This is a genomic window from Aminobacter ciceronei, assembly GCF_014138625.1.
Taxonomy (GTDB): Bacteria; Pseudomonadota; Alphaproteobacteria; order Rhizobiales; family Rhizobiaceae; genus Aminobacter; species Aminobacter ciceronei.
Genome location: NZ_JACJHY010000011.1, coordinates 125254 through 149527, shown reverse-complemented (window position 1 = coordinate 149527; position 24274 = coordinate 125254). Strand labels below are relative to the sequence as shown.

The 24274-nt window shown below is 63.5% G+C and carries 23 protein-coding genes; 9 read left to right on the top strand and 14 right to left on the bottom strand.

Annotated features, from left to right (window positions below):
• Positions 1-8: 8 nt before the first annotated feature.
• The 6 genes from HNQ95_RS13545 to HNQ95_RS13520 are packed head-to-tail and all read right to left on the bottom strand — an operon-like array spanning position 9 to position 6156.
• Entirely contained in the window at positions 9-1034 is a 1026-nt protein-coding gene (locus HNQ95_RS13545; protein WP_182574310.1) for an amidohydrolase family protein, read from the bottom strand.
• A 41-nt stretch (positions 1035-1075) separates the two neighbouring features.
• Positions 1076-2737, bottom strand: coding sequence for an FAD-dependent oxidoreductase (locus HNQ95_RS13540; RefSeq protein ID WP_182574311.1), 1662 nt, complete (start codon positions 2735-2737; stop codon positions 1076-1078).
• Positions 2734-3144, bottom strand: a complete 411-nt coding sequence (locus HNQ95_RS13535) for a Rieske (2Fe-2S) protein (RefSeq protein ID WP_210252501.1) — start codon at positions 3142-3144, stop codon at positions 2734-2736. Before HNQ95_RS13535 ends, HNQ95_RS13540 begins: the two co-directional genes overlap by 4 nt.
• A complete protein-coding gene (locus HNQ95_RS13530) occupies positions 3141-3452 on the bottom strand; it encodes a hypothetical protein (RefSeq protein ID WP_210289159.1) in 312 nt (103 codons plus the stop codon). Before HNQ95_RS13530 ends, HNQ95_RS13535 begins: the two co-directional genes overlap by 4 nt.
• Positions 3452-4705 carry an amidohydrolase family protein gene (locus HNQ95_RS13525; RefSeq protein WP_182574313.1) on the bottom strand — a complete coding sequence of 418 codons (1254 nt, stop codon included), beginning with the start codon at positions 4703-4705 and terminating at the stop codon, positions 3452-3454. Before HNQ95_RS13525 ends, HNQ95_RS13530 begins: the two co-directional genes overlap by 1 nt.
• An 11-nt stretch (positions 4706-4716) precedes the next feature.
• A complete protein-coding gene (locus HNQ95_RS13520) occupies positions 4717-6156 on the bottom strand; it encodes an NAD-dependent succinate-semialdehyde dehydrogenase (RefSeq protein ID WP_182574314.1) in 1440 nt (479 codons plus the stop codon).
• 163 nt (positions 6157-6319) lie between these two features.
• Here HNQ95_RS13520 and HNQ95_RS13515 point away from each other — a divergent pair, with 163 nt between their 5' ends.
• The 6 genes from HNQ95_RS13515 (at position 6320) to HNQ95_RS13490 (ending at position 13629) form a co-directional block, all read left to right on the top strand.
• Positions 6320-7096 (top strand): FadR/GntR family transcriptional regulator, encoded by a 777-nt coding sequence (locus HNQ95_RS13515; RefSeq protein ID WP_067967588.1) that lies wholly within the window; start codon positions 6320-6322, stop codon positions 7094-7096.
• 129 nt (positions 7097-7225) lie between these two features.
• Positions 7226-8755 carry an ABC transporter substrate-binding protein gene (locus HNQ95_RS13510; protein ID WP_067967591.1) on the top strand — a complete coding sequence of 510 codons (1530 nt, stop codon included), beginning with the start codon at positions 7226-7228 and terminating at the stop codon, positions 8753-8755.
• Between the two features lie 38 nt (positions 8756-8793).
• Complete coding sequence (locus tag HNQ95_RS13505) at positions 8794-9750, top strand: ABC transporter permease (protein WP_182574368.1); 957 nt, start codon at positions 8794-8796, stop codon at positions 9748-9750.
• A 3-nt stretch (positions 9751-9753) separates the two neighbouring features.
• On the top strand, positions 9754-10563 hold the full coding sequence (locus HNQ95_RS13500) for an ABC transporter permease (RefSeq protein ID WP_245432197.1): 810 nt from the start codon (positions 9754-9756) through the stop codon (positions 10561-10563).
• A complete protein-coding gene (locus HNQ95_RS13495; RefSeq protein WP_182574315.1) occupies positions 10560-12152 on the top strand; it encodes an ABC transporter ATP-binding protein in 1593 nt (530 codons plus the stop codon). Before HNQ95_RS13500 ends, HNQ95_RS13495 begins: the two co-directional genes overlap by 4 nt.
• Before the next feature lie 67 nt (positions 12153-12219).
• Positions 12220-13629, top strand: coding sequence for an aldehyde dehydrogenase family protein (locus HNQ95_RS13490; protein ID WP_067967601.1), 1410 nt, complete (start codon positions 12220-12222; stop codon positions 13627-13629).
• Positions 13630-13752: 123 nt separating this feature from the next.
• Here the strand turns inward: HNQ95_RS13490 and hpaI are convergent, their stop codons facing one another.
• From hpaI to HNQ95_RS13460, 6 genes are read right to left on the bottom strand one after another with little or no spacing between them, the layout of a single operon-like run.
• Positions 13753-14559 (bottom strand): 4-hydroxy-2-oxoheptanedioate aldolase, encoded by an 807-nt coding sequence (hpaI, locus tag HNQ95_RS13485; RefSeq protein WP_067967605.1) that lies wholly within the window; start codon positions 14557-14559, stop codon positions 13753-13755.
• Positions 14560-14569: 10 nt separating this feature from the next.
• Positions 14570-15376, bottom strand: a complete 807-nt coding sequence (gene hpaH / locus HNQ95_RS13480; RefSeq protein ID WP_067967609.1) for a 2-oxo-hept-4-ene-1,7-dioate hydratase — start codon at positions 15374-15376, stop codon at positions 14570-14572.
• Positions 15373-16245 carry a fumarylacetoacetate hydrolase family protein gene (locus tag HNQ95_RS13475; protein ID WP_182574316.1) on the bottom strand — a complete coding sequence of 291 codons (873 nt, stop codon included), beginning with the start codon at positions 16243-16245 and terminating at the stop codon, positions 15373-15375. The genes hpaH and HNQ95_RS13475 overlap by 4 nt, the downstream gene beginning before the upstream one ends.
• A gap of 8 nt (positions 16246-16253) precedes the next feature.
• Entirely contained in the window at positions 16254-17234 is a 981-nt protein-coding gene (hpaD, locus tag HNQ95_RS13470; RefSeq protein ID WP_182574317.1) for a 3,4-dihydroxyphenylacetate 2,3-dioxygenase, read from the bottom strand.
• A 15-nt stretch (positions 17235-17249) separates the two neighbouring features.
• The gene (gene hpaE, locus HNQ95_RS13465; protein ID WP_182574318.1) at positions 17250-18767 is read right to left on the bottom strand and encodes a 5-carboxymethyl-2-hydroxymuconate semialdehyde dehydrogenase; all 1518 of its coding nucleotides are present in this window, start codon (positions 18765-18767) and stop codon (positions 17250-17252) included.
• Between the two features lie 11 nt (positions 18768-18778).
• A complete protein-coding gene (locus HNQ95_RS13460; protein WP_067967617.1) occupies positions 18779-19165 on the bottom strand; it encodes a 5-carboxymethyl-2-hydroxymuconate Delta-isomerase in 387 nt (128 codons plus the stop codon).
• 150 nt (positions 19166-19315) lie between these two features.
• Here HNQ95_RS13460 and hpaR point away from each other — a divergent pair, with 150 nt between their 5' ends.
• A complete protein-coding gene (gene hpaR, locus HNQ95_RS13455) occupies positions 19316-19783 on the top strand; it encodes a homoprotocatechuate degradation operon regulator HpaR (protein ID WP_067967620.1) in 468 nt (155 codons plus the stop codon).
• Between the two features lie 69 nt (positions 19784-19852).
• On the top strand, positions 19853-20770 hold the full coding sequence (locus HNQ95_RS13450) for a DUF6929 family protein (protein WP_154384281.1): 918 nt from the start codon (positions 19853-19855) through the stop codon (positions 20768-20770).
• Between the two features lie 54 nt (positions 20771-20824).
• Here HNQ95_RS13450 and HNQ95_RS13445 read toward each other — a convergent pair whose 3' ends face one another.
• On the bottom strand, positions 20825-21238 hold the full coding sequence (locus tag HNQ95_RS13445) for a VOC family protein (protein ID WP_067968446.1): 414 nt from the start codon (positions 21236-21238) through the stop codon (positions 20825-20827).
• 91 nt (positions 21239-21329) lie between these two features.
• Between HNQ95_RS13445 and HNQ95_RS13440 the strand changes: the two genes are divergently transcribed.
• Positions 21330-22199: a LysR family transcriptional regulator gene (locus tag HNQ95_RS13440; protein WP_182574319.1), complete on the top strand. Its 870-nt coding sequence runs from the start codon at positions 21330-21332 to the stop codon at positions 22197-22199.
• Positions 22200-22438: 239 nt separating this feature from the next.
• On the opposite strand, the gene HNQ95_RS13435 is transcribed toward HNQ95_RS13440, so the two are convergent.
• Positions 22439-24247: an aminopeptidase P family protein gene (locus HNQ95_RS13435; protein WP_182574320.1), complete on the bottom strand. Its 1809-nt coding sequence runs from the start codon at positions 24245-24247 to the stop codon at positions 22439-22441.
• Between the last annotated feature and the right edge of the window lie 27 nt (positions 24248-24274).

Genomic DNA, 24274 nt, shown 5'->3' with positions numbered 1-24274 from the left:
ACCTGGCTTCAGGCTTCGATGTTGAAAAGCCGCGCGGCATTGCCGCCCAGGATTGCCTTGCGTTCATCATCAGAGATGAACGACAGACCGTTGATGTGCGGGATGATGGTGTCGAAGGTCTCGCCGGTCTCGGGATCGATCGATGATCCGACGCCGGGCATTTCCGCGCCGTAGAGGCACTGCGAGGCGCCGACCACCTTGACCAGCAGTTCGATCGCGTCGCGCGAATAGAGCACGGTGTCGAAATAGAGCTTCTGCAGCCTGTCGCGGAAACGCACACCTGATGTCGACATGCCGTTGCGCGGCACCGTGGTCGCGTCGAAGCGGCCGAGCTGGTAGGGGATCGCGCCGCCGCCGTGGCTGACCAGGATCTTGAGCTCGGGAAAGTCTTCCAGCACGGTCGACTTGCACAGGCCGTAGACCGCGGTGGTCTCTTCGTTGATGAAGTGCAGCGAATAGGGTTCGCGCTCAGGCGCCCGTGAGCTTGCCGAATGGATATGGCCAACGACGTCGAGTTCGCAGAGCTTTTCGTAGAGCGGGTACCAGTAGCGATCGCCCATCGGCGGCGCCATGCGGCCATTGTTTTCGAACGGATCGGGGTTGATCAGGCAGCCGCGGAAGCCGAATTCCTTGACGCAGCGTTCGAGCTCCGGCAGCGCCTCGGTGATAGGGCTGTCACCGGTCTGCGGCAGGCCGGCGACGCCATAGAAGCGCTCCGGATAGAGTGCGCATTCCTGGGCGATGATGTCGTTGGCGTATTCGACATACCAGTGCACCAGCTTCTTGGGTTCTTCGGAATGCATGAGCTGGAACGGGCGCGGCGACAAAAGCTGGATGTCGACGCCGGCCTGGTCGAGACAGGCGAGGTGACCCATCGGTGCCATCTCGACGCGGTTGAAGGCCTGCTCCAGCGCTTCGTTGGAGACAGGCGGCGCCTTGCGGCCATGCGCGCCGCGATGCGACAGGATGCTGGCCTTGTAGGCGGGAAGCTGATGCGGCACCGCCATATGTGCGTGACAGTCGATGATCTTCATCGGGCACTCCAGAATTCCAGAAAATTTCGCATTGGCCCGCCTCAGTTCATTGAGGTGGTGGTGCCGGTGATGGTGTCGAGCAGGGCGTTGGGGTCGGTCGGGCAGGCATCGCCGCGCCAGGCGACGTGCCGGTCAGGACGCGACAGCACCAGGGCTTCGGCGTAAGGCCCCACGCCATCGCTGCCGGGCACCACGTCAAGCAGCTGGACCGGAATCCCACGCGCGGCTGCCGCCGCCATCAAGGGTGTGACGTCGCGGGTCGGGTCGAAGCGCAGCAACGTGTAGTCGGGGCCCATCGCGTCATAGAGCGAGCGCTTGTCCGCCAACCAGATGTGCGGCGTGCGACAGCCGGGCACCGTCGACGGCGTGAACTCGGCCATCGAGTAGGCCGGCTGCGCCTGCCCGTCATAGGATATGATCGGCGAGTGGTCGTAATAGTAGCCGAAGTTGAGGCCGCCGCAGCAATATTGCTGGACGTTCAGGTCGTAGATCTTGCGTCCCAGCGCCTCGCGCGCGGCGGCACCTTCTGCCGTGTCGTCTTCGATGTCGACAGGCACGACCTTGCGTTCCTTGGCCATGGCATGGGCATGGTTCATGGCGAAGACCGAGACCTGCTCGGTGATCGGCTGGCGCTCGGCGGCATAGGCATCGAGCATGCCTGCATTGCCCCATCCGGCGATGTTGGCGGCAAGCAGCCAACCCAGGCACTCGGCGTCGGCGATGCCGGCGTTCATGCCGTAGCCGGCGTAAGGCACCCACAGATGTGCTGCGTCGCCGCAGATGAAGACCCGGCCTTTGTGGAAGCTGTCGGCGACGAGGCGACGGCCGAACCAGTCTTCGTTGGACAGGACCTCGTAGGAAAAGTCCGGTCCGACGCCGAGGATTTCGCGGATCGACCAGTCGCGGTCGACGCTGTCGAAATCCGGCTCGTCGTCACGCAGATAGTTGTGCACCAGCCAGGTCTCGCGGCCGTCGATGGCATAAACATTGCCGCTGCGCCGTGGATTGAGCGAAAAGCTCGCCCAGGCCGGCGCGTCGTTCATCATGCCGAGCAACTGCGGCGCACGGATGTAGGTCGACTGCACGCGCTGCACGACGGCGTCGCCGACGAGCTTGGCGCCGATGTCGCGGCGAACCTGCGAGCGGCCGCCATCGCAGCCGGCGAGATAACGCGCCGTGATCGTCGTTTGTTCGCCGCTGTCTATGTTGCGGGCGCTGATCTGAACGCCATCTTTGGTTTCGGCATGCGACAGATATTCGGTGCGGTTGAGCACCGTCAGCCCCGGCATTGCCACTGCGTGTTCGAACAGGATCGGTTCCAGGAACAGCTGGTTGATACGGTGTGGCGGCTCGGCAGTCGGCCAGTCGGTATCGGGCCCGCCTGTTGCCGTGAAGCGGTCGCGTCGGCAGGGGATGGGGATGCGCGTGATCGCCTTGCCGGTCATCGAGGTGCGGTAGGCGATGTCGTTGGCATAATCCTCGGGCAAGCCGGCATTGCGTGCCGCGCCGGCGACGCCCAGCCGCCTCAGTATCTCCATCGAACGTGCCGAGACGTGATTGCATTTCACGTTCGGCGGTTCGCCATGGTGACGTGTCTCAAGGATCGTCACGGCGACGCCGCGCTGCGCCAGGATCATGCCCAGCGTCAGCCCGACCGGCCCGGCGCCGACGATGAGGACGTCGGTTTCCACCATCGCCGTCATGCCCGTGGGCTCCCGACTGTCACCACGACGTTGCCGTCAGTTACCTGCACGGGAACAGGAGTCAGGCCGACCTTTGGGTCGATCGGGTGACGGCCGGTCAACATGTCGAACTCGAAGCCATGCCAGGGACAGACGATGTGGAGCTGCTCCTTGGAAAAGCCAAGGCCGAGGCTCTTGCCGTTGTCGGCCACCAGTTCCAGCGTGCGCGGCATGATCTTGCCCTGGCAAACCGGTCCGCCCATATGCGGGCAGATGTTGAGGTAGGCGCGCACTTCTTCGCCGACGAAGTAGATGCCGATGCCTGTGCCGTCGACATCGATGACCATGCGTTGGCGCTTCTTGAGCTCGTCGTGACGGCCCAACACGATCTGTTGCGACGCTGCCGTCGCCATGTCAGGGGCGCTCACGATGCCCTCCGGAACCACATTGCGAGGTCGAAGACGTTGAGATCGGCGGCGCGCAGCAGTTCGCTGACCAAGACTGCTGTCTCGGTGGCGGTCAGCGCGTCCTGGCCGACAGGCGGAAAAATCTTGTCCGACTTCTCGACTTTGGTTGCGTAGAGCTTGCCGAGCGCGGTGAGTGCTACGGCGATATCGGCCTCGCTCACCCTGTCGAGCGTTCCGGATGCCAGGGTCTCCTCAGCAGATGCGGCTATCGCTGCGGCGGCCGCGCTGAAACCAGCGCCATGTTCTGATGTCGTCATGTTCTGTGCCATTACGATGCGGTTTTGGGGCGATTGGCGAGAACGTCCTCAGCCAGCGGCTTGCGACGGATCGTGTCGAGCTTGAACAGCCGCGCGGCGTTGAGGCCGAGGATGTTGCGCTTGGCCTGCTCGGAGAGGAACGGCAGCGAGTCGATGGTCGCCGGCGAATCCCAGTCCCAGTGCGGCCAGTCCGAGGAGTAGAGCAACTGGGTCTCGGCGTTCATCGCCTCCATGGTCGCTTCGAGAAGCTTCATGTTCGTGCGCTCGAGCGGCTGGCTCGTGTAGTACATCTCGCGCATATATTCGCTCGGCAGCCGCTTCAGGCCAGGGGCCTCGCTGGGGCGCATCAGCACTTCATGGTCGAGCCGCTGCATCAGGAACGGGATCCAGGCGAGGCCACTCTCCACCCACAGCATGTTGAGCTTGGGGAAGCGCTCGGGCATCGCGTTGACGATCCAATTGGTGAGATGGATCTGGTTGTAGTGGGTGAACGACAGCGCATGCATCGACAGGAAGCGGTTGAGCTGCGCGAAGGACGGATCGCCCCAATGATAGCCGGAGTGGAAAGCCAGCGGCTTGTCCAGTTCCTGGATCATCGAATAGAGCCGCATGTAGCAGTCGTGGTGGACCGGCTTGTTGCGGGTCGAGCAGACGGTGAAGCCGATGATGCCTTCGGTGTCGCCGTAGCGCTCGACCAGCTCTTCGCACGCCTCGGGCGTGTTGAAGGGCAAATAGAGCAGGCCCTTCATGCGGCTGTCGATCGGCAGGATGCGTTCGATCATCCAGCGGTTGAACGCCTTGGCCAGCGCCACCTCGATCTCGTCCTGCGGGTGCATGCCGAGCAGCAGCATGGCGCTCGGGAACACCACCTGGTAGTCGAGACCCATCGCATCCATGCTGCGGCGGGCGGTCGAGATGAAGCGGTGGACACTGTCGTCGCTGACCGGCTCGCGCCGGCCCTGGTGGCCGATGCGGCCGCCGACGCTTTGCAGCGACAGGCCCGGTGAGATGTTGAGCAGCGCGTTCTGGCCGCCAAAGCCCTTGACCTGGTGCTGGCCGATCTGACGCAGCACGTCATTGTCGATCAGGTCGATGATCTCCGACCAGAAATGATCTTCCGAAACATGGGCGTCGACGTCGACGATGAGATAGTCGTCGAAATTCCTGGCGGCCTGCTTGGTGGCGTGCGCCAGCACGTCGCGGGAATCCGTCGACCCGGTGATTTCGCCGATCTCACGGAAGTTGGGAATGGAATGCTCGGTCATTGCGCTACGCTTCAACCCTGTGTCACGAATTTGGTCACGAGATAGCTATCAAGGCCTTCCGCCCCGCCTTCGGAGCCATAGCCGCTCTCCTTGACCCCGCCGAACGGGGTCTCGGGCGTCGTCAGCATCATGTTGTTGATGCCGACCATGCCGGATTCGAGTTCGTCGCCGATGCGGGTGGCCGTCGTCGTGTCGCGGGTGAAGGCATAGGCGGATAAGCCGAAAGGAAGCCTGTTGGCCTCGGCAACGACCTCGTCGAAGTCCTTGAATCGACGTGTCACAGCGACCGGGCCGAACGGCTCCTCATTCATGATCCGCGCCTCGTTCGGTACGTCGGTCAGCACGGTCGGCTGCCAGAAGTAGCCGCGCTCGCCCTTGCGTTCGCCGCCCAGCTCGATGCGGGCGCCGGCGCGCTGCGCGTCCGAAACCAGGCTTTCCATGGCGTCGATGCGGCGGCTATTGGCGAGGGGACCCATCTGCGTTGCAGGATCGAGGCCATCACCCAGCTTGAGTGACGCAGCGACGGCGCGGAATTTTGCGACGAACCGGTCGTGAATGGCTTCGTGCAGGCAAAAGCGTGTCGGCGTGATGCAAATCTGGCCGGCATTGCGATACTTGGACCGTGCCGTCATCTCCGCCGCCTTCTCGATATCGGCGTCGGCGAAAACGATCGTGGGAGCGTGGCCGCCGAGTTCGAGCGTCGCCGGCTTGACGCCGTCTGCCGCCAGTCTGGCGAGGTGTTTGCCGACGCGGGTCGAGCCGGTGAACGAAATCTTCTTGATGATCGGCGATGCGATCAGATGCGTCGAAATATGGTCCGGCACGCCGAAGACGATGTTGAGCACGCCGTCGGGAAGGCCGGCATCTGCGAGCGCCTGGGCAATCGCCAGCGTCGGTGAAGGTGTCTCCTCAGCCGGCTTGGCGATGCAGGAACAGCCGGCGGCAAGGGCAGCGGCGATCTTGCGCGCCGGGATGGTGACCGGGAAATTCCACGGCGTGAAGGCTGCGACCGGGCCGATCGGCTCGCGGAACACCAGGCTGCGGACACCCGCTGTGCGCGACGGGATGATGCGTCCATAGGCGCGTCGGCCTTCCTCGGCATACCAGTCGAAGATGTCGGCAGCACCTTGCACCTCGGCCATGGAATCGCCGACCGGCTTTCCTTGTTCGAGCGTCATGAAGTGGGCGATGGCAGGTGCGCGTTCACGCAGCAGGGCCGCTGCCTGGCGCAGGATCTTGTAGCGCTCGAAGGCCGAAACCTTGCGCCAGGAGCGGAAGGCCGTGTCGGCCGCAGCCAGTGCATTGTCCAGGTCGACGGTGGTCGCAACCGGGATTTCGCCGACGGTTTCACCGCTGGCGGGGTTGATGACGGGCAGGATCTCGCGATCGGCCGTCCGAACCCTCTCGGAGCCGATGCGCAACGAGCGATCTATCTGATCTTCTGTGACCATATCCAACTCAACTGATTGAAATTGTTGAATGCGGGAGCTCGTCACCGCCAATCTTGAAATATATGATAGTTTAAAAAATTTGGTCGCGCAATCGTCATTTTTCGCTTGATATTTGGCTTGGAATGATCTTTTTTGTCCTAAATATCTTATCAAAGGGATCGACATGCAAAAGGCACCTGACGCCGAAGGTAGCGGTCTTACCCAGATGGTTGGCCCGGCCGAGCGGCTGTGGTCTTCGGGCAAGCAGACGACGCTGTCGGCGAGTGTGATCGACCAGATCCGGACCGTGCTGTTTGCCGGCAGGCTGGCGCCCGGTGATCGGCTGGGTTCGGAAGCTTCGCTTGCGCTGCAGTTCGGCGTCAGCCGCATGACCATGCGCGATGCCTTGCGTTCGCTGCAGGCGTCGGGCGTGATCGAGGTCAAGGTCGGCATCAAGGGCGGCATCTTCGTTGCCGAGGGCAATTCGGAGCGGCTGGCCGAGACCATCGCCATTCAGCTGAAGCTGATCGGGATAAGCACCGAGGAACTGCTCGACACGCAGATTGCCATCGAAGTGATGGCGGCGGGGCTTGCCGCCAGCAATGCGACCGGTGCCGACATCAAGGCGCTGCATGATGCGCTGGCCGAGGCCGAGCGTCTGGTCGACGACGCCGAGGAGTTCACCTGGGCGGCGATCAACTTTCACGGCTGCGTCGTCGCCGCCTCACACAATCGGGTGCTGGCAGCGCAATTCAGGGCGCTGAGCCATGTCCTGATGCCGCTCTATGTCAGGGGATCTTCGCCTGACGTGGCCCGTCGCGCGGTGGCGTTCCAGCGCGCGCTGATCGCCTGCATCGAGGCGCGTGAGCCCGATGCGGCCAGAAACCTCGTTTACGGACGTCTGCAGTTCGTCAAGTCGCGTCAGTTGGGCGACCTGGCGAAAGGAGAAGCCGGCGACTGACCACGGAGGAACGGCAGGGTCTGCGTCCTGCCGCTTTGGTTCCAAGCCGAAATGCAGAGGGGAATGCCTGCTGAACGCCGCAAGAGAAGCGGCGTTGCGGGTCAATTTGCGAAAAAGGGAGTGAGGAAGATGTTTACGATTTCGCGCCGAAGCCTGCTCAAGATCTCAGCGGCTTCCGGCCTGATGGCGGCTTTGCCCGGCGGTGGCGCATGGGCGGCCGAGCCCAAGCGCGGCGGGCACCTTGTCGTGGCCAGCGGTGGCGCCTCGACGGCGGATTCGCTGGATCCGCGCACGTTCGGTTCGCCCTATACCGCGGTCATGTCCGGCATCACCTACAATTCGCTGATCGAGGTCCATGGCCTCGACATGGAACTGCGGCCCGGCCTCGCCAAGAGCTGGGAGCCGGCCAATGGCGGCAAGAGCTGGATCTTCGATCTGGTCGAAGGTGCGACCTTCCACAATGGCAAGGCCTTTACCAGCGAGGACGTGGTGTTCTCGCTGAAGCGCCATGCCGAAGAAGCGTCGCGCTCCAACATGCGCAGCATCATCAAGGGCGTGAGCGATATCCGCGCCGATGGGCCGAACCGCGTCATCATCGACCTGCCCGAAGCCAACTACATGTTCCCGGCGATGCTGACGGCGTTCTCGCTGGGCATCGTTCCGGCCGGGACGACGACCTTCGACGGTGTCGGCACCGGCCCTTACAAGCTGAAGCGGTTTTCGCCGGGCGAGGTTCTCGAAGCCGAGCGCAACGAAAACTACTTCAAGTCGGACGCAGCTTTCGTCGACAGCCTCGAATTCCTCGCCATCAACGATGCCTCGGCGCTTGGCAGCGCGTTCCAGAGCGGCCAGATCCATCTGACCACGCTGCTCGACGCCCGTACCGCGCCGCTGATGCGCCAGATGCAGAACCTGAAGATCTACAACACCGAAGGCCGCGGCTTCATCTGCTTCAACATGCGCACCGACATGGCGCCGTTCGACAATCCCGACATGCGCATGGCGCTCAAGCTCGCCGTCAACCGTCCCGACATGCTCGAGCGTGTCTCGGTCGGCGTCGGCCGCATCGCCAACGATACGCCGGTTGCACCGAGCGATCCGGTCTTTGCCGCCGACCTGCCGCAGACTGAATACGATCCGAAGCGCGCCAAGGAACTGTTCGACAAGACCGGCTTCAAGGGTCCGCTGGTGCTGCAGACCTCGGAAGCGATCTCGTCGCGTGCCGTCGACATGGCGGTGATCTTCCAGGAGCACGCCGCCAAGGCGGGTATTCCGATCGAGGTCAAGCGCGAGCCGTCGGACGGTTATTGGGAAACCATCGTCGGCCAGACGCCGTTCCATGTTTCGGCCCGTTCCGACCGGCCGACTGCCGATGCGATCTTCTCGGTCGCCTTCCTCAGCACATCCGGAAACAACGAGTGCAAGTGGGTGAACAAGGACTTCGACGCCGCCGTCATCGCCGCGCGCGCCGAGCCTGACCTCGAGAAGCGCAAGGCCTTCTATGCGACCGCACAGAAGATCTGCCGGGAAGATGGCGGCACCATCATTCCTTTCTTCTCCAGCACGGTTGAAGGCACGACCAGCGACCTCGACGGTTTCGTGCCGTCGGCTCTGCAGATGGCCGGCTACCGCGCCATCGAGCAGGTCTGGTTCGCCTGACAGGACAAGACGGCATGACTCTGTTCGCCAATTCCCCGGTGAAATCGTTCGTAGTCGCCAGGGTTGCGTCCGGGCTCGTGTCGATCTTTTTCATTTCGTTCCTGGTTTTCCTGGGAACGTCGATGTTGCCGGGCGACGCAGCCAATGCGTTGCTCGGCCAGAATGCCACCCCTGAAACGGTCCTGGCCCTGCGTACCGAGCTGGGCCTCGACCAACCTTTGCCGGTGCGCTATTTCCACTGGCTCGGCAATGCGCTGCACGGCGATTTCGGGACATCGCTGTCCAATTCGCAGCCGGTCATCAACCTGTTGGTGCCGCGGCTGATCAACTCGCTGATCCTTGCCTTTTCGGCGGCGGTGATCGTCCTGCCGCTGGCCGTCGGCGTCGGGCTGCTCGCGGCGATCAACCGCGGCAAGGCGATTGACACCGCCACCGGTTCGATCTCCGCGATCTTCCTGTCGATGCCGTCGTTCCTGATCGGCTACCTCTTGGTCTTCATCTTCGCGGTCAAGCTGGGGCTGTTTCCACCGCTGTCGATGGTTCGCTCCAGCGCCAGCCTGCCGACATGGATTTCGGCGCTGACATTGCCGGTGCTGACCCTGGTGCTGGTAGCCCAGGCCCATGTGATGAAACTCACCCGCGCTGCCGTGCTCGGAGTGATGAGTTCGGACTATATCCTGATGGCCGAGACCAAAGGCATTCCGCGCAACAGGATCATCCTCAAGCACGCGCTGCCCAACGCACTGTCGCCGATCGTTTCGATCTGCATGATCACCATGGCGTATCTGATCGTCGACGTCGTGGTGATCGAGGCGGTGTTCAACTATCCCGGCATGGGCAAGCTGATGGTCGACGCGGTCGCCTATCGCGACATCCCGATGGTGCTGGCCTGCGGCGTGCTGTTCTCGACCATCTTCATCTCGCTCAATTTTGCCGCCGACTTTTTGGCCATGCTCGTCAATCCGCGTCAGCGCCTGCCCAGGAAGGGGAACTGAACCGTGTCGAGCAAGTTGACGCTGACCGTTTCCCTTGCCGTCCTCGCAACGATGGCGGCAGCCGCCATCCTTGCGCCGGTGCTGGCGCCGTTCCCGCCGAATGAGATGGTCCATGCCGCTTTCGATGCGCCCGGCGTGGGCGGTCTGCTGGGTGCCGACGGCCTCGGCCGGGACATGCTGTCCCGCATTCTCTACGCCACGCGCTACACCTTCGTTGCGACGCTGATCGCCACCACCCTTGCCTGCATGATCGGCGTGTCGCTGGCCATTATCGCCGGCCTGAGCAAGGGTTGGGTCGATATCGTCATCGGCCGTGCCGTCGACATACTGATGTCGATCCCGCAGATCATCTTTGCGCTGATCATCCTGGCTATCGCCGGCGTGTCGCTGACGACGCTGATCCTGACCATGGCCGTGCTGCAGTCGAGCACCTATTACCGCGTGACCCGGCCGATCGCCGGCGACCTCGCGGCGATGGAGTATGTCGAGGTCGGGCGCCTGCGTGGCGAACGGCTGCACTGGTATTTGTTCAAGGAAATACTGCCTAACATGGTGCCGTCGCTTTTGGCGCAGTTCGGACTGGGGCTTTCCTCCGCGGCACTCTTCATCAGTTCGCTCAGCTTCCTGGGCATCGGCATCCAGCCGCCTGCGGCCGATCTCGGCGGACTCGTCCGCGAGAATGCGCTCGCCCTTTCAACCGGCCGTCTGACGCCGCTGATCCCGGCATTCTGCATCGCGCTGTTCTGCCTGAGCGTGAACGGGATCGTTGATTGGCTTGTTGGCCGCTTTTCAGACAAACCGGACGTGAAATGAGCGGAAATCGGGTACTGAGCATCGACAATCTGCGCGTCGAGACAAAGTCGGGCGTGCTGCTCGACGACGTCTCGATCCATGTCGATCGCGGCGAAGTTCTTGGCATCATCGGTGAGTCAGGGGCCGGCAAGAGCACGCTGGCGCTGAGCTCGATCATGCTGTTCAAGTCTGGGTGCAGGCCGACATCAGGCTCGATCGAGCTGTGTGGTCAGTCGCTGATGGAACTCGGAACCACCGAGCTCGAAACCATCCGGCGCACCAGGGCGTCCTACGTCGCCCAAAGTGCCGCGGCTGCGTTCAACCCGTTCTACCGGCTCGAGGACCAGGTCACCGAAATCCCTGCGATGGCGCAGAAGCTGACCTCAGCCCAGCGGCGTCGCATGGCAGTCGAGCTGTTCGAGGAGCTCCAGCTTCCTGACCCCAGGAGTTTCGGCCGGCGCTATCCGCATCAGGTCTCGGGCGGCCAGTTGCAGCGGGCGATGATCGCCATGGCGCTGATCAACCAGCCCGACCTGATCATTTTCGATGAGCCGACCACAGCACTCGACGTGACGACGCAGATCGAGGTGCTCAGGCTGATCAAGAAGGTGGCGAGCACCCACAATTGCGGCGCCCTCTACATCTCGCATGACCTGGCCGTGGTGTCGCAGATGGCCGACCGCGTCGTCGTCATGCGCAACGGCAAGATGGTCGAGCAGGGGCCGACGCGCCAGCTCGTCGACAACCCGCAGACGGAATACGCCCAGCGTCTTGTCGCGCACCAGGGCGATGGCACCTATGCCACTGCCAATGGCAGCGACGAAACCCTGCTCGACGTCCGCAACGTCGATGTCGGTTATGGCGGCGTCACGGCGGTCAAGGACGCGTCGATCAGGCTTGGCGCCGGCTCGGTGCTGGCGCTCGTCGGCGAGTCCGGCAGCGGCAAGACCACTTTGGCGCGCAGCATCGCTGGCCTGCAGCCAGCGCGCACTGGGCAGATCCACATGCGCGACAGCGTGTTGGCGCCTGTGGTCGAGCGCCGCAGCTTCGATCAGCGGCGGCTGATCCAGTACATCCATCAGCTGCCCGACCTCGCGCTCAATCCGCGCCAGACCGTCCGCGATGTCATCGGGCGTCCCCTCAGCTTTTTCTACGGATTGCGTGGCGCCGCCGCCGAGCAGCGGCTGCTCGAACTGATGGAGGCGATCGAACTGCCGGCGACCTATCTCGACCGCTATCCGGCATCGCTTTCGGGCGGGCAGAAGCAGCGCGTCTGCATCGCCCGTTCGCTTGCAGCAAAACCGGACATCCTGATCTGCGACGAGATCACCTCGGCGCTCGATCCGCTGGTCGAGGAAAGCATCGTCAAGCTGCTCACCCGCCTGATCAAGGACGAGGGCCTCAGCATCCTGTTCATCACCCACAATCTTGGCCTCGCGCTGCGCTTCTCGCACAAGACCGCGGTGATGCAGGCAGGACGTATCGTCGAGCATGGCGATACGCGTACCGTGTTCGAACAGCCGCAGTCCGACTATACGCGCAGCCTGATCCGCGCGGTGCCGCAGCTACGGGAAGGCTGGCTGGACGGCTTTTCCGCCGATGCCGCCTGAAGGAAGCGTGGCCGCTTGTGCGGCCAGTGCCGCGATTTGCGGTGGTTCAAATTCGAGGGAGACAACCATGACGCAGTCCCATGCGATGATCATCAATGGCGAAAGGGTGGAGGCGGCAGGCACGTTTGGCGTCATCGATCCCGCACGGGCGGAGTTCTTCGCCGACTGTCCTGCCGCCAGTCCTGAGCATCTCGACGCAGCGGTCGCAGCCGCGCGTAAAGCGTTCCCGACATGGCGTGACACGGTGATCGAAGAGAGGGCACGCCTGCTCAACGAGATCGCCAACGCGGTTGAAGCCGACAAAGATGCCTTGGCGGTGCTGCTCTCGACCGAACAGGGCAAACCACGCGCCAGCGCCCATGGCGAGATTGGTGCCGCCATTCACTGGATGCGCGAGACGGCAAAGCTCAGGCCACCGGTTGAAGTGATCCGTGACGACGAGAAGAACAGGATCGAGGTACACCGCAAGCCGCTCGGCGTTGTCGGCTCGATCACGCCGTGGAACCATCCGGTGCTGATCGCCACCTGGCACGTCATGCCGGCGCTGATGGCGGGCAATTGCGTGGTCATCAAGCCGTCGTCCTACACGCCGCTGAGCACGCTTCGGCTCGTCGAGCTTGCCAATGTGCATCTGCCGCGCGGCGTGCTCAATTCGGTCACCGGCGAAGGCGGCATTGGTCGCGCCATCACCGGCCACCCCGGCATCGACAAGATCGTCTTCACCGGCTCGACGCCGACCGGCCGCAACATCATGTCGAATGCCGCCGACACGCTGAAGCGCCTGACGCTCGAACTCGGCGGAAACGATGCGGCAATCGTCTTGCCCGACGCTGACATCGACGCCATCGCGCCGGTGATCTTCGCCAAGTCCTTCGGCAATAGCGGCCAGACATGTGCCGCGCTCAAGCGCCTTTACGTGCATGAGAGCCTGCATGACGCGCTCGCCGAAAAGATCGCTGTCCTGGCGCGTGCCGCCAAGGTCGGTCCGGCCAGCGATCCGGCCAGCCAATTCGGGCCCCTGCAAAACAAGGCGCAGTTCGATCTGGTGCGTGCACTTGCCGACGACGCCCGGGCCAATGGCGGACGTTTCCTGGCAGGCGGCGAAGCGTCAGACGAGGCGGGCTATTTCTTCCCGCTGACCGTCGTCACCGAAGTGACGGACGGCATGCGCATCGTCGACGAAGAGCAGTTCGGCCCGATCCTGCCAATCGTGCGCTACAGCGACGTCGACGATGCGATTGCGCGCGCCAATGCCAGCGAAAACGGGCTGGGTGGTTCGATCTGGTCGACCGACATCAAGAAAGCGGAAGCTCTGGCGCGGCGTCTCGAATGTGGAACCGCCTGGGTCAACGACCACAGCTCGATCTCGCCGGCGGCACCCTTTGGCGGCGCCAAACAGTCAGGCATCGGCGTCGAGTTCGGCCACTGGGGGCTGGAGGAGTACATGCAGATGCAGACGGTCCACATCACGCGCTGAGCGTGATGTGGCTGCAAGTTTGTGCTGCCGAAGCAGTCCGCCCGCTGGCGCCGGCAGACGCAGGACAGCAAAAGGAAAGGGCGGCACAAGGACCGCCCTTTCTTCATTTCAGATAGAGCATTCTCAGTAGCCGGAGCCACTTGCCTGCGGCTCGCCTTTGCCGCTGGTCCTGAACTTCGCCGCAAGTGCGCTGGTTGCTTGTGCCAGCAAGCCGACGTCGTTGCCAACTGCGACGAAGGTTGCACCGAGGTTCAGGTAACGCTGGGCCAGACTGGGGTCGGAGGTGAGGATACCGGCAGCCTTGCCTGACATGCCAATGCGGTGGATCGCATCCTCCACGGCTGCCTGCACCTCCGGTGCGCCGGGCTTGCCGAGATGGCCCATGTCGGCGGCGAGGTCGGCCGGGCCGATGAAGACGCCGTCGACGCCGTCGACAGCGGCGATGGCTTCAAGCTGCGCCAGTCCGGCCCGGCTCTCCAGCTGGACCAGCAGACAGGTCTGGTCGTTTGCGGTGGCCAGATAGTCGGGGATGCGGTTGAAGGCGGAAGCGCGGGCAAGCGCTGCGCCCACGCCGCGCACGCCATGCGGCGGGTAGCGCATTGCCTTGACCAGCTCTTTCGCCTGGTCGGCGGTTTCGACCATCGGTACCAGGATGGTCTGGGCGCCGATGTCGAGCAGTTGCTTGATGATCCAGGTTTCGCCGATCGGCGGGCGCACGACGGCATGAGAGCCGGAGGCCGCGATGGCCTGTAGTTGCGCGGCCATGACGGGCAGGTCGTTCGGCGCGTGCTCGCCGTCGATGACCAGCCAGTCGAAGCCGGCGCCGGCGCAGATCTCGGCGGTGTAGGCATTGGCAAGACCGAGCCAGAGGCCGATCTGGGCGTCGCCGTTCAGCAGGGCGGCTTTAAAAATGTTGCGTGGTGCGGGCATGACGATGTCCTCAGGCGAAGTAGGCGCTTACGGTGCCGAAGGGGCCGAAGTCGGCCATGATGGTGTCGCCGTGGCGCGCTTCGACGGGGCGGATGAACGAGCCCGAGAGCACGATGTCGCCGGCCGCAATCGAACCGCCGAACATGGCGAGCCGGTTGGCCAGCCAGGCTATGCCGGCTGCAGGATGATTGAGCACGCCAGCACCCAGGCCGGTTTCCTCGACTTCGCCATTGCGCGATACGATGGCGCCGATCCAGCGCATGTCGGCCTCGGTCGGCCGCATTGGCCGCCCGCCGGTGATGATGCCGGCATTGGCGGCGTTGTCGGAGATGGTGTCGACGATGGTGCGGGTGCGGCCCGTTGCCGGGTCGCTGCGCAGGATACGCGTGTCGAGGATCTCGATGGCCGGCGCAATGAAATCGGTGGCGTTGAGCACGTCGAACACCGTCGTGTTCGGACCCTGCAGCGGCGCTTTCATGACGAAAGCGATCTCGGCCTCGATGCGCGGCTGGATGAAGCGGTCAGTCGGGATGGTCGCGGCATCGGCGAACATCATGTCGTCAAGCAGGACGCCTGAATCGGGAATGTCGATGTTGAGCGCATATTGCATCGCCTTCGATGTCAGGCCGATCTTCCAGCCGATCCTGCGCCGACCCTGGGCGAGCTTGAGCTGGACCCATGCGGCCTGCACGGCATAGGCGTCCTCCATCTCCATCTCGGGGTGATCGAGCGACAACAGCCCGATCTGCTTGCGCTGCTTTTCGGCCTGGTCGAGGCGTTGCGCTGCTGTCTGATGCTGCTCTGGCTTGAGCTTCATGGCTGTTCGTCCATGACGGTGTTGCGCAATGTGCCGATGCCTTCCGCTTCGACTTCCACGGTGTCGCCCGGGACCAGCCAGCGCGGCGGATCGAAGCGCGCGCCGGCGCCGGTCGGTGTGCCGGTGACGATGACGTCGCCCGGAACAAGCGCGGTGAAGGTCGAGATGTAGCTGATCAGCTTGCGGAAGCCGAAGATCATGCGGCTTGTGCGGTCATCCTGCCGCAGCTCGCCATTGACCTTCGTCGTCAGGCGAATGTCGGCAAGCTGGGCTTCGTCCGTATAGGGCACCAGCCAGGGGCCGATGGCGCCGGTGGCGTCGAAGTTCTTGCCCTGGGTCACGTTGAACTTGGCGTGCCGGACCCAGTCGCGGATCGTGCCTTCGTTGCAGAGTGAAAGTGCTGCGATATGGTTGAGCGCGTCGCGCTCGGCAATGCGGCGTCCGCCCTTGCCGATGACGATGACGATCTCGCCTTCATAGTCGAACTGCGGTGACTCCGGTGGCCGGACGATGGCCGCGCCATGGCCGACAAAGGAACGCGGGAAACGGATGAACAGCGACGGATTGCCGGGCGCCGCCTGGCCGTCCTTGTACTCTTCGTTGCGGTCGGGGAAGTTGACTCCGACGCAGATCAGCTTCTCCGGCGCCGGGATCGGGATCTGGTAGGTGATCTCGGCATCCGAAATGTCGGCCGCGCGCTGTTCAGCGGCTTCCGTGAGCCGAGCGAGACCGTTCGCCGCGATAACCTCGCGCAGCGTCGGCCATTGCGGGAACTGTGGTGCCAGGTCGACAACACCTTTGGCGGTCACCGCGCCGTAGCTCGTCTTGCCGGCGTGGGTGTAAGTGGCGAAACGCGGCCGTTCGGTCATGTCTGATCTCACGGTGCGATGATCGGCGAGGCGGCAAGCGCCGACGGGCGCGGCTCGGTGCCGGCGAATGTGCTGCCTTCCTCGAACCACGAGCGCGGGGCAGGGGCGCCCCACAGCGTCTGGCGCTGCGGATCCTTCAGGTCCCACTTGATCGGCTCCAGGTCGGGGTCAACCGTCTGGTAGTCCGAGCAATAGATCTCGATGCGGTGACCGTCGGGATCGCGGATGTAGAGGAAGAATGCGTTGGAGATGCCGTGGCGGCCGGGTCCACGCTCGATGTTGCCGACGTAACCGGTGGTCGCCATCAGGTCGAGCAGGTCGATGATGTTGAGCGGCGTCGGCACCCAGAAGGCGACATGGTGCAGGCGCGGTCCGAGCCCGTTGGTGAAGGCGATGTCGTGCACGCCGCCCTTGCGGTGGGTCCACGCCGCCCACAGGCGACCGGTCAAGTTGTCCTCGGTGAATTCAGTGACGCGGAAGCCGAGCTCGTTGTAGAAGGCGACCGACTGGTCGACGTCGGGCGAGAAGCAGTTGAAGTGATCGATGCGCAGCGGCTTCACGCCCTTGTAGAGCGCGTATTTCTGGTGGATCGGCGCCAGCCGGTCCATCCTGGAATAGAACTCCAGTGGAATGCCGTGCGGGTCGCGGGTGCGCAACGTGCGCGACTGGTACGGCCGCTCGACCCATTCGACCGGCAACTCCTTCGCCCTGAAGAAGTGCTCGGCCTTGTCGAGATCTTCGTCCGAAAACACCTTGAAGCCGAGGTCGCGGGCTTCGGCCCGGTCGCTCTTTTTCAGCACGATGCAATGGTGGCCGCGCTCTTCCATGGCGCGCAGATAGATGGTTTCGGCGGTCTCGTCGGTGACCTGCAGGCCGAGCGTGTCGACATAGAAGGCGCGGGACTTGGCAAGGTCCGTCACCGCCAGCTCGACATGGCTCAGCCGTACGATGTTGAAGGCGGGATAGAGGTTTGGTGTGGGCAATGGCATGTCTAATGTTCCCGCTCAGCCGCCGAGCTTCTGGATGTTGTGGGCCGCCGTGGCGAAGGCGATGTTCTTTGTTTCCATGTAGAAGTCGAACGACCAGTCGCCGCCGTCGCGGCCGATGCCGGAATTCTTGACGCCGCCGAACGGCGCCGGCAGATGGCGGACGTTCTCCGAATTGACCCAGATCATTCCCGCAGCCAGCCCTTCGGTGAAGCGCAGGGCGCGCGTCACATCCGATGTCCACAGATATCCGGCAAGACCGTATTGGGTGTCGTTGGCAATCGAAAGCGCTTCGGCTTCAGTCTCGAACGGGATCGCGGTCAGCACCGGCCCGAAGATCTCTTCCTGGGCGATGCGCATGTCGTTGCGCGCGCCGGTAAACAATGTGGGCGCGACATAGCAGCCGCCGCCGGGCCCTTCGACCTTGGTGCCGCCGGCGGCGACGGTAGCACCTTCCGAGCGGACGAGTTCGATGTAGGACAGCACCTTGGTCTCATGCACCGGGTGGATCAGCGGGCCGACGACAGTCTTCGGATCGAGCGGGTGGCCGACGTGGATACGCTTGGCCTTTTCCGCCACCATGGCTACAAACGTGTCGTGGATCGAGGCTTCGACCAGCAGGCGTGACGACGAAGTGCAGCGCTCGCCATTGAGCGAGTAGATCATGAACACGGCGGCGTCCGCTGCGCGCTCGAGGTCGGCATCGGCAAACACGATCACCGGGTTCTTGCCGCCGAGCTCGAAATGCACGCGCTTCAGCGTGTCGGCGCCCTGGCGCATGATCATCGAACCGGTGCGGCTCTCGCCGACGAAGCCGATTGCCTTGATGTCAGGGTGTTCGGTCAGCGCCTTGCCGGCATCCTCGCCCAGGCCGTTGACCAGGTTCCAGACACCCTTCGGCAAGCCCGCCTCTTCGGCGATCTCGACGAGCAGCCGTGCTGTCAGCGGCGAGAACTCGGCCGGCTTGTGCACGATCGTGCAACCTGCGGCGAGCGCCGGGGCGATCTTCCACGTCGACAGCATGAACGGCGTGTTCCACGGCGTGATGACGCCGACCGGGCCGATCGGCACGCGGGTCGTGATGTTCAACTGGCCGGGCGCCTGCAGCGTGCGGCCGTCGCGCGCCTCGGGTGCCTTGTCGGCGTAGTAGCGGAAGTTCTCAGCACCGCGCAGGGCCGCCTTGGCCATGAACTTCAGCGACTGGCCGGTATCCATGCATTCGACGAAGGCGATTTCCTCGGCCCGCTTGACGATGGCGTCGGCGATGGCGTGAAGCATCTTCTTGCGGGCATCGCCCGATTGGGCAGCCCATGCCGGAAAGGCTGCCTTGGCTGCCTTTGCCGCCATGTCGATGTCAGCCGCCTTGCCATGCGCCACCCGGGCGAGCGGCTTGAGGTCGACCGGCGAGATGGTCTCGAAGGTCGTGCCGTCGAGCGCAGGCATCGCCTCGCCATTGATGTGGTTGCTGACCCCGCCTGTCTTGAAGCGTTCGAGATAGGCTTCAGCCTTGCGCAGGTTGTTTTCGAAATCTGACATTGAGGTTTCCGTCACTTGTTCCGCAGACGCGGGTGGATGGCGTTGTTTTTCCAGCTCAGTTCGGCGTCGATCTCGCGGATCTCGAGCGAAAGCGCAAAATGAGGTGTGGCGAACAGGGGGGCGAGAAACGCGTTCGCTGCAGCGAAGATCGCTGTGCCGGCACGCTTCTTGTCGGCGGCGGTGCGACCGGCGCCGATCCTGAAGCTCATGTCGATGAAGGCGTTTTCCGGCAGGCGGTCGGCAACCGCATAGGCGTCGGCGCGCAGCGCCCGCACCCTGACGGCGCCATGTTCGAACATGCCGGTGTCGAGGATTGCCTGTGACAGCTCCTCGCACAGCAACGGCATGTCGACGCGACCGTCGAGATTGGCGGAATATTCGAGCGTGAGGTGAGGCAAGGCGTGTCTTCCCACACATGTGGCGTTTTGATATTTAACATGTTAAGTAGTTATGCGTGTCGGTGTCAAGGCGGCTGCGACGGAATTCGGCTGATTGCCGTCGCGTGGCGTTGATCCGTCGGGGCGCCGGTATTATCGGAGTAGAGTGGAATGCCGGCCAAGCCGTCGCCTGCCATCAGGAGCTCGCCCTTGCTGCAAAGCACCCGACGTTCGTTGCCAATGTCACTGTTGCGTGCGCGTGAAGTGGTGATGGCCCAGTTCCGGCCCATTCTCGCTCAGCATGGCGTTTCGGAGCAGCAATGGCGCGTCATTCGCGTTCTGGGCGAGCAGAGCCCCCTCGACGCGACGGAACTTGCCGAACGCGCCTCGATCCTGGCGCCGAGCCTGACGCGGATCATCAAAGCGCTCGAAGAACGCAGCCTCATCACGCGCGGCAAGGTCGAAGCCGATGGCCGGCGGGTGATGCTGTCCATCGCGCCGAAAGGGCAGGTCCTGATATCGGAAGTGTCGCCGGAAAGCAGCGCCATCTATGATGACGTCCAAAGGCGTATAGGGCAGGAGCGCTACGAACAGCTGCTCGACCTGCTGGAGGGGCTTATCGATCTTGAGAAGAAGTGACGGTCAGGCGGCTGCGGCAATGTCCCGGCAGGTAGGAGCCATTCGCGCACAAGCGGCTATGACTTCCGCATGATCGCCCTCAAGAAGCTGCGCGAACTGACCCTGACGGCTGCGGCAAGCACTGAGCGGCCATTGCATCTGAGCGCCGCAAGCGGTCTCGTTTGCCTCAGTTCGGCGATGTACGTCGTCGCCGACGACGAACTCCATCTCGGCGTCTTTTCCACGAAGGACGATCGTCCTGGCCAGTTGGTACGGCTGTTCGACGGCGTGCTGCCGGATGCGAAAGCGGTGCGCAAGCGGCAAAAGCCCGACCTCGAAGCACTGACGCTGCTGCCGGCTTTCCCTGGTTTCGCCCATGGCGCGCTGTTGGCTGTCGGGTCGGGCTCGCGGCCCAACCGGCGCCGGGGTGCCGTGCTCGGGCTCGATCCGGTGGGGCGCATTTCAGGCGTGCCGCGAAGCCTCGACCTGTCGGCGGTGCTGGTTCCGCTTACCGACGCCTTCGCCGAGGTCAATGTCGAAGGCGCCGTCGTCGTCAATGATGAACTGCGCCTGTTCCAGCGCGGCAACAAGCAGCATACCGAAAATGCCATCATCCGATATCCGCTTGCGGCGGCCTTCGACGTCTTGACCGGCAGACGTTCCGATGCGCTCAGGCCGATGACAATCGACAGCTTCGATCTCGGCCATGTCGATGGCGTGCCGCTGTGCTTTACGGACGCCACGGCGCTGCCCGGTGGCGACATGGTGTTCAGCGCGGTGGCCGAAGACACGGACGACGCCTTCAACGACGGCGCATGTGTCGGGGCTGCCATCGGCATCGTCGGGAACGACGGGCGGCTGCGTTTCGTTCGCCGGCTCGATCGGCCGTACAAGATCGAGGGCATTCACGCTGAGCTCGACGGCAATCGCCTCGACCTTCTGGCAGTCACCGACGCCGACGATCCGGACGTTGCAGCTGCGCTCTATTCGGCGACGATCGCGATCTGATCAAGCCAGGCACGCGATCTCATCCTAGAACCTGTCGAGCGTGACCTGTCTCGTCTAAGCGGCGAAGACGCTGTCGAAATCCTTGAAACCCTTGACCTCGATCGGATTGCCGGAGGGGTCGAAGAAGAACATGGTGCGCTGTTCGCCGGGTTCACCTTCGAAGCGGATGACAGGCGGAATGTCGAATGCGATGCCGCCTTTTTTCAAACGATCGGCGAGCGCAAACCAGTCGTCGAGCGGAAGCACGATGCCGAAATGCGGCATCATGACGAGGTGCGTGCCGACCTTGCCGGTGCGGGTAACCTCGAACGGTTTGCCGAGATGCAGCGACAGCTGGTGGCCGAAAAAGTCGAAATCGACCCAGCTGTCGGTCGAGCGCCCTTCGACACAGCCGAGCACGCCGCCATAGAAGCCGCGCGCCGCGTCGAGGTCGGTGACGTGGATGGCGAGATGGAACAGTGATTTCATGGCCAGTGGCTCCCAGTGTTTGACCGACATCTAATGGGTCCGCTAGGAAAGGAAAACTACGGAATTGTTTTCCTCAGCATAAGGAATTCCATTGGATATCCGGTTTCTGCAGAGCCTTGTTGCGGTGGTCGAGACCGGCTCCATCGTTGCCGCCGCGCGGCGGGAACGGCTGACCCCGGCGGCTGTCAGCCAACGCATCCAGGCCCTGGAACGGACGCTCGGCTGCCCGCTTCTGGTGCGAGGTGCGCACACTGCACGGCCGACGGAAGCCTGCCTGTCGCTGCTGCCGCGTGCCCGCGCGCTGGTTCGCGATGCCTCGCTGCTCGTCGATGACCTCGACGCCAGCGGCCTGTCCGGTGACCTCAGAGTAGGGGCGATCTCGACTGTCCTGACCGGGCTTGTTCCTGTGGTGCTGGGCAAGCTGACGGAGTGCGCGCCGTCCCTGAAACTGCGGTTGACACCCGGAACGTCCGAGCATCTCTACGACCAGATGCTCGCCGGCCAGCTTGACGTTGCCGTTCTGGTCGAGCCGCCTTTCGCGCTGCCCAAGCTGCTGGACGCCACGCGCATTTCGCGTGAGCCGCTGGTCTATTTGACGCGCGATGCCGTTGCGCCTGCTGATATCATCGCACATGCGCGGGAATCGCCGTTCATCCGCTACGACCCGTCGTCATGGGGTGGCCGGATCGTCGCCGCCTACATGGAGAAGGCAGGGCTCTATGCCGACGTGCGTTGCGACATGGACGCGCTGGAGACGATCGCGATCCTGGTTGGCAAGGGCATCGGCAGTTCACTTGTGCCACACTGGCCGGGGCTCGTTGCCAACGGGTTCAACATCGTTCCCGTGCCGCACGCGCATGCGCATGAACGTTCATTGTCTTTTCTGGCGCCGAGCGTGCCGCAAAAGCCGAACGCCGTCCGGCTTTTGCGCGATCTGCTTGTCGGGGCGGCGATTGGCTGAGGCTCGGGCGCTGCCGCGTCCGATCGCCTTGCCGATCCAGTCCAGCCTTGCTGCCGGGATTAGGCCAAAATTGTTAACGTTGATGCCGTGGCGACGAGCGGTGAAGCCGGCATTCGCAACGACACCGCCGCGACGCGTGGCAGGAGTGCGTCTGTCCGAAACGCCAACAGCTCTCTGATCGGAGGCCTGAGATGGAGTGCGGTCGGTCGAGGCGGCGCATGAACTGACGTGATATCCGCTCAGATGGCGTCCCGACACGGTGTGCACATGCGCTGCAGCCACTCCATGTCATCTCGGCCAAGCAGGGGGCTCAGCGCCGACCTTACTTCGTCATGATAGGCGTCGAGCCATCGTCTTTCCGACGACGACAGCAGCTCGATGTCGGCGAGGCGCAGGTCGAGCGGCACCAGCGTCAAGCTCTTGAAGGCCATGAAGCCGTCGCCCGCTGCGACAACCTCGACCTGGTTTTCGAGCCGGATGCCGTATTTTCCCGCCCTGTAGTAACCGGGTTCGATTGTGGTCACCATGCCGGGCCGCAAGGCAATCTCGTTGACCCGCTTGTCGAAACGCTGCGGCTGCTCGTGCACCGACAGGAAGTGGCCGACGCCGTGCCCGGTGCCGTGGTCGTAATCGAGGCCGAGGTCCCAGAGCGGGCGCCGGGCGAAGGCGTCGATCTGGTGCCCGCAGGTTCCGGTCGGGAACTTCAACGTCAGCATCGAGATCAGCCCCTTGAGCACGGCCGTATAGGCGCGACGGATTTCCGGGCTGATGCTGCCCAATGCCGTCGTACGCGTGGCATCGGTGGTGCCGGTCAGGTACTGCCCGCCGCTGTCCAGCAGATAGACATCGGCCGAGGTGATCGGCGTGTTGGTCTCGATGGTGGCGTTGTAGTGGCACATCGCGGCATTGCCGGCGGAGGCCGAGATCGTGCGGAAGCTCGGCTCGACGAACAGCCTGCTGTCGCGGCGATAGGTCAGGATGCGCTCTTCGGCCTCCAATTCGCTCACCGGCATGCCTTGGCTTTCGCGCGTGCGGCCGTAGCGGTCGAGCCAGGCCAGGAAACGCACCCAGGCCGCGCCATCCTGCTGATGGCAGTCGCGGAAACCTTGCAGCTCGATGTCGTTCTTTTCCATCTTGGCGAGTGTGATCGGGCTGCGGGTCAGCTTGATCTCGCCGCCACTGTCACGCGCCGCATGGACAACCGCCGACGGCGCGAAACCGGGATCGACGAGCGCTGTTCGCCCCTCGGCGAAGGCCGCGACGCGTTCCAGAAGGCGCGCCGGCTCGGCGATTGCGACCCCGTCGAGCTCCAAATCGGAGAGATCGTTGGGCAGCTTGCGGTGGTCGACCAGCCACTCGGTGCGGCCGTCCTTGTCGAGGATCAGGAAGGAATGCGGCATCGGGTTGAACGCCACGTCGCGGCCACGCACGTTGAGCAGCCAGGAGATGTTGTCGGGTTGGGCCTCGACGAGGAAGTCGGCGCCCTGCGCCGCGACCAACTCCACGATACGACGCTTCTTGTCTGCAACGCTCTCGCCGGAATACTGGCGACCGAAAGCCATGATCGACCCCAGCGGCTTTTCCGGCTGGTCCGGCCAGATCGCATCGACGAGATCGCCCGGGGTCGCGACCCAGCTCCCGCCAGCTGATTCCACGGCGCGACCGCAATCCTGGTCCCAGGTCGAGGGCAAAAGCATCGCATTGAAGCCTATGCGCTGGCCTTCATCTATGTTCTTCGCCAGCCAATCCTTCAGCGGCGCATCGTAGAAATGCTCGACAGTGAAGGTGCCGAGATCGACCTCGTCGCGAACCTGCACCTGGTAGCGGCCGTCGACAAAGATTGTCGCCTTGTCGCGCATGACGATCGCGACGCCCGCCGAGCCGGTGAAGCCGGTGAGGTAGGCGAGCCGGCAGTCATGTGGCGCGCAATACTCGCTCTGGTGCTCGTCAAAGCGCGGCACGACGTAGCCGTCGAGCCCTTCTTCGGCGAGCTTGTGGCGCAGCGCTTCAACGCGGCCGGTCATGTCCAGCCTGTCGGTCGGTGTCATGTCGTCTGTCCTTGATCTGCAGATGGT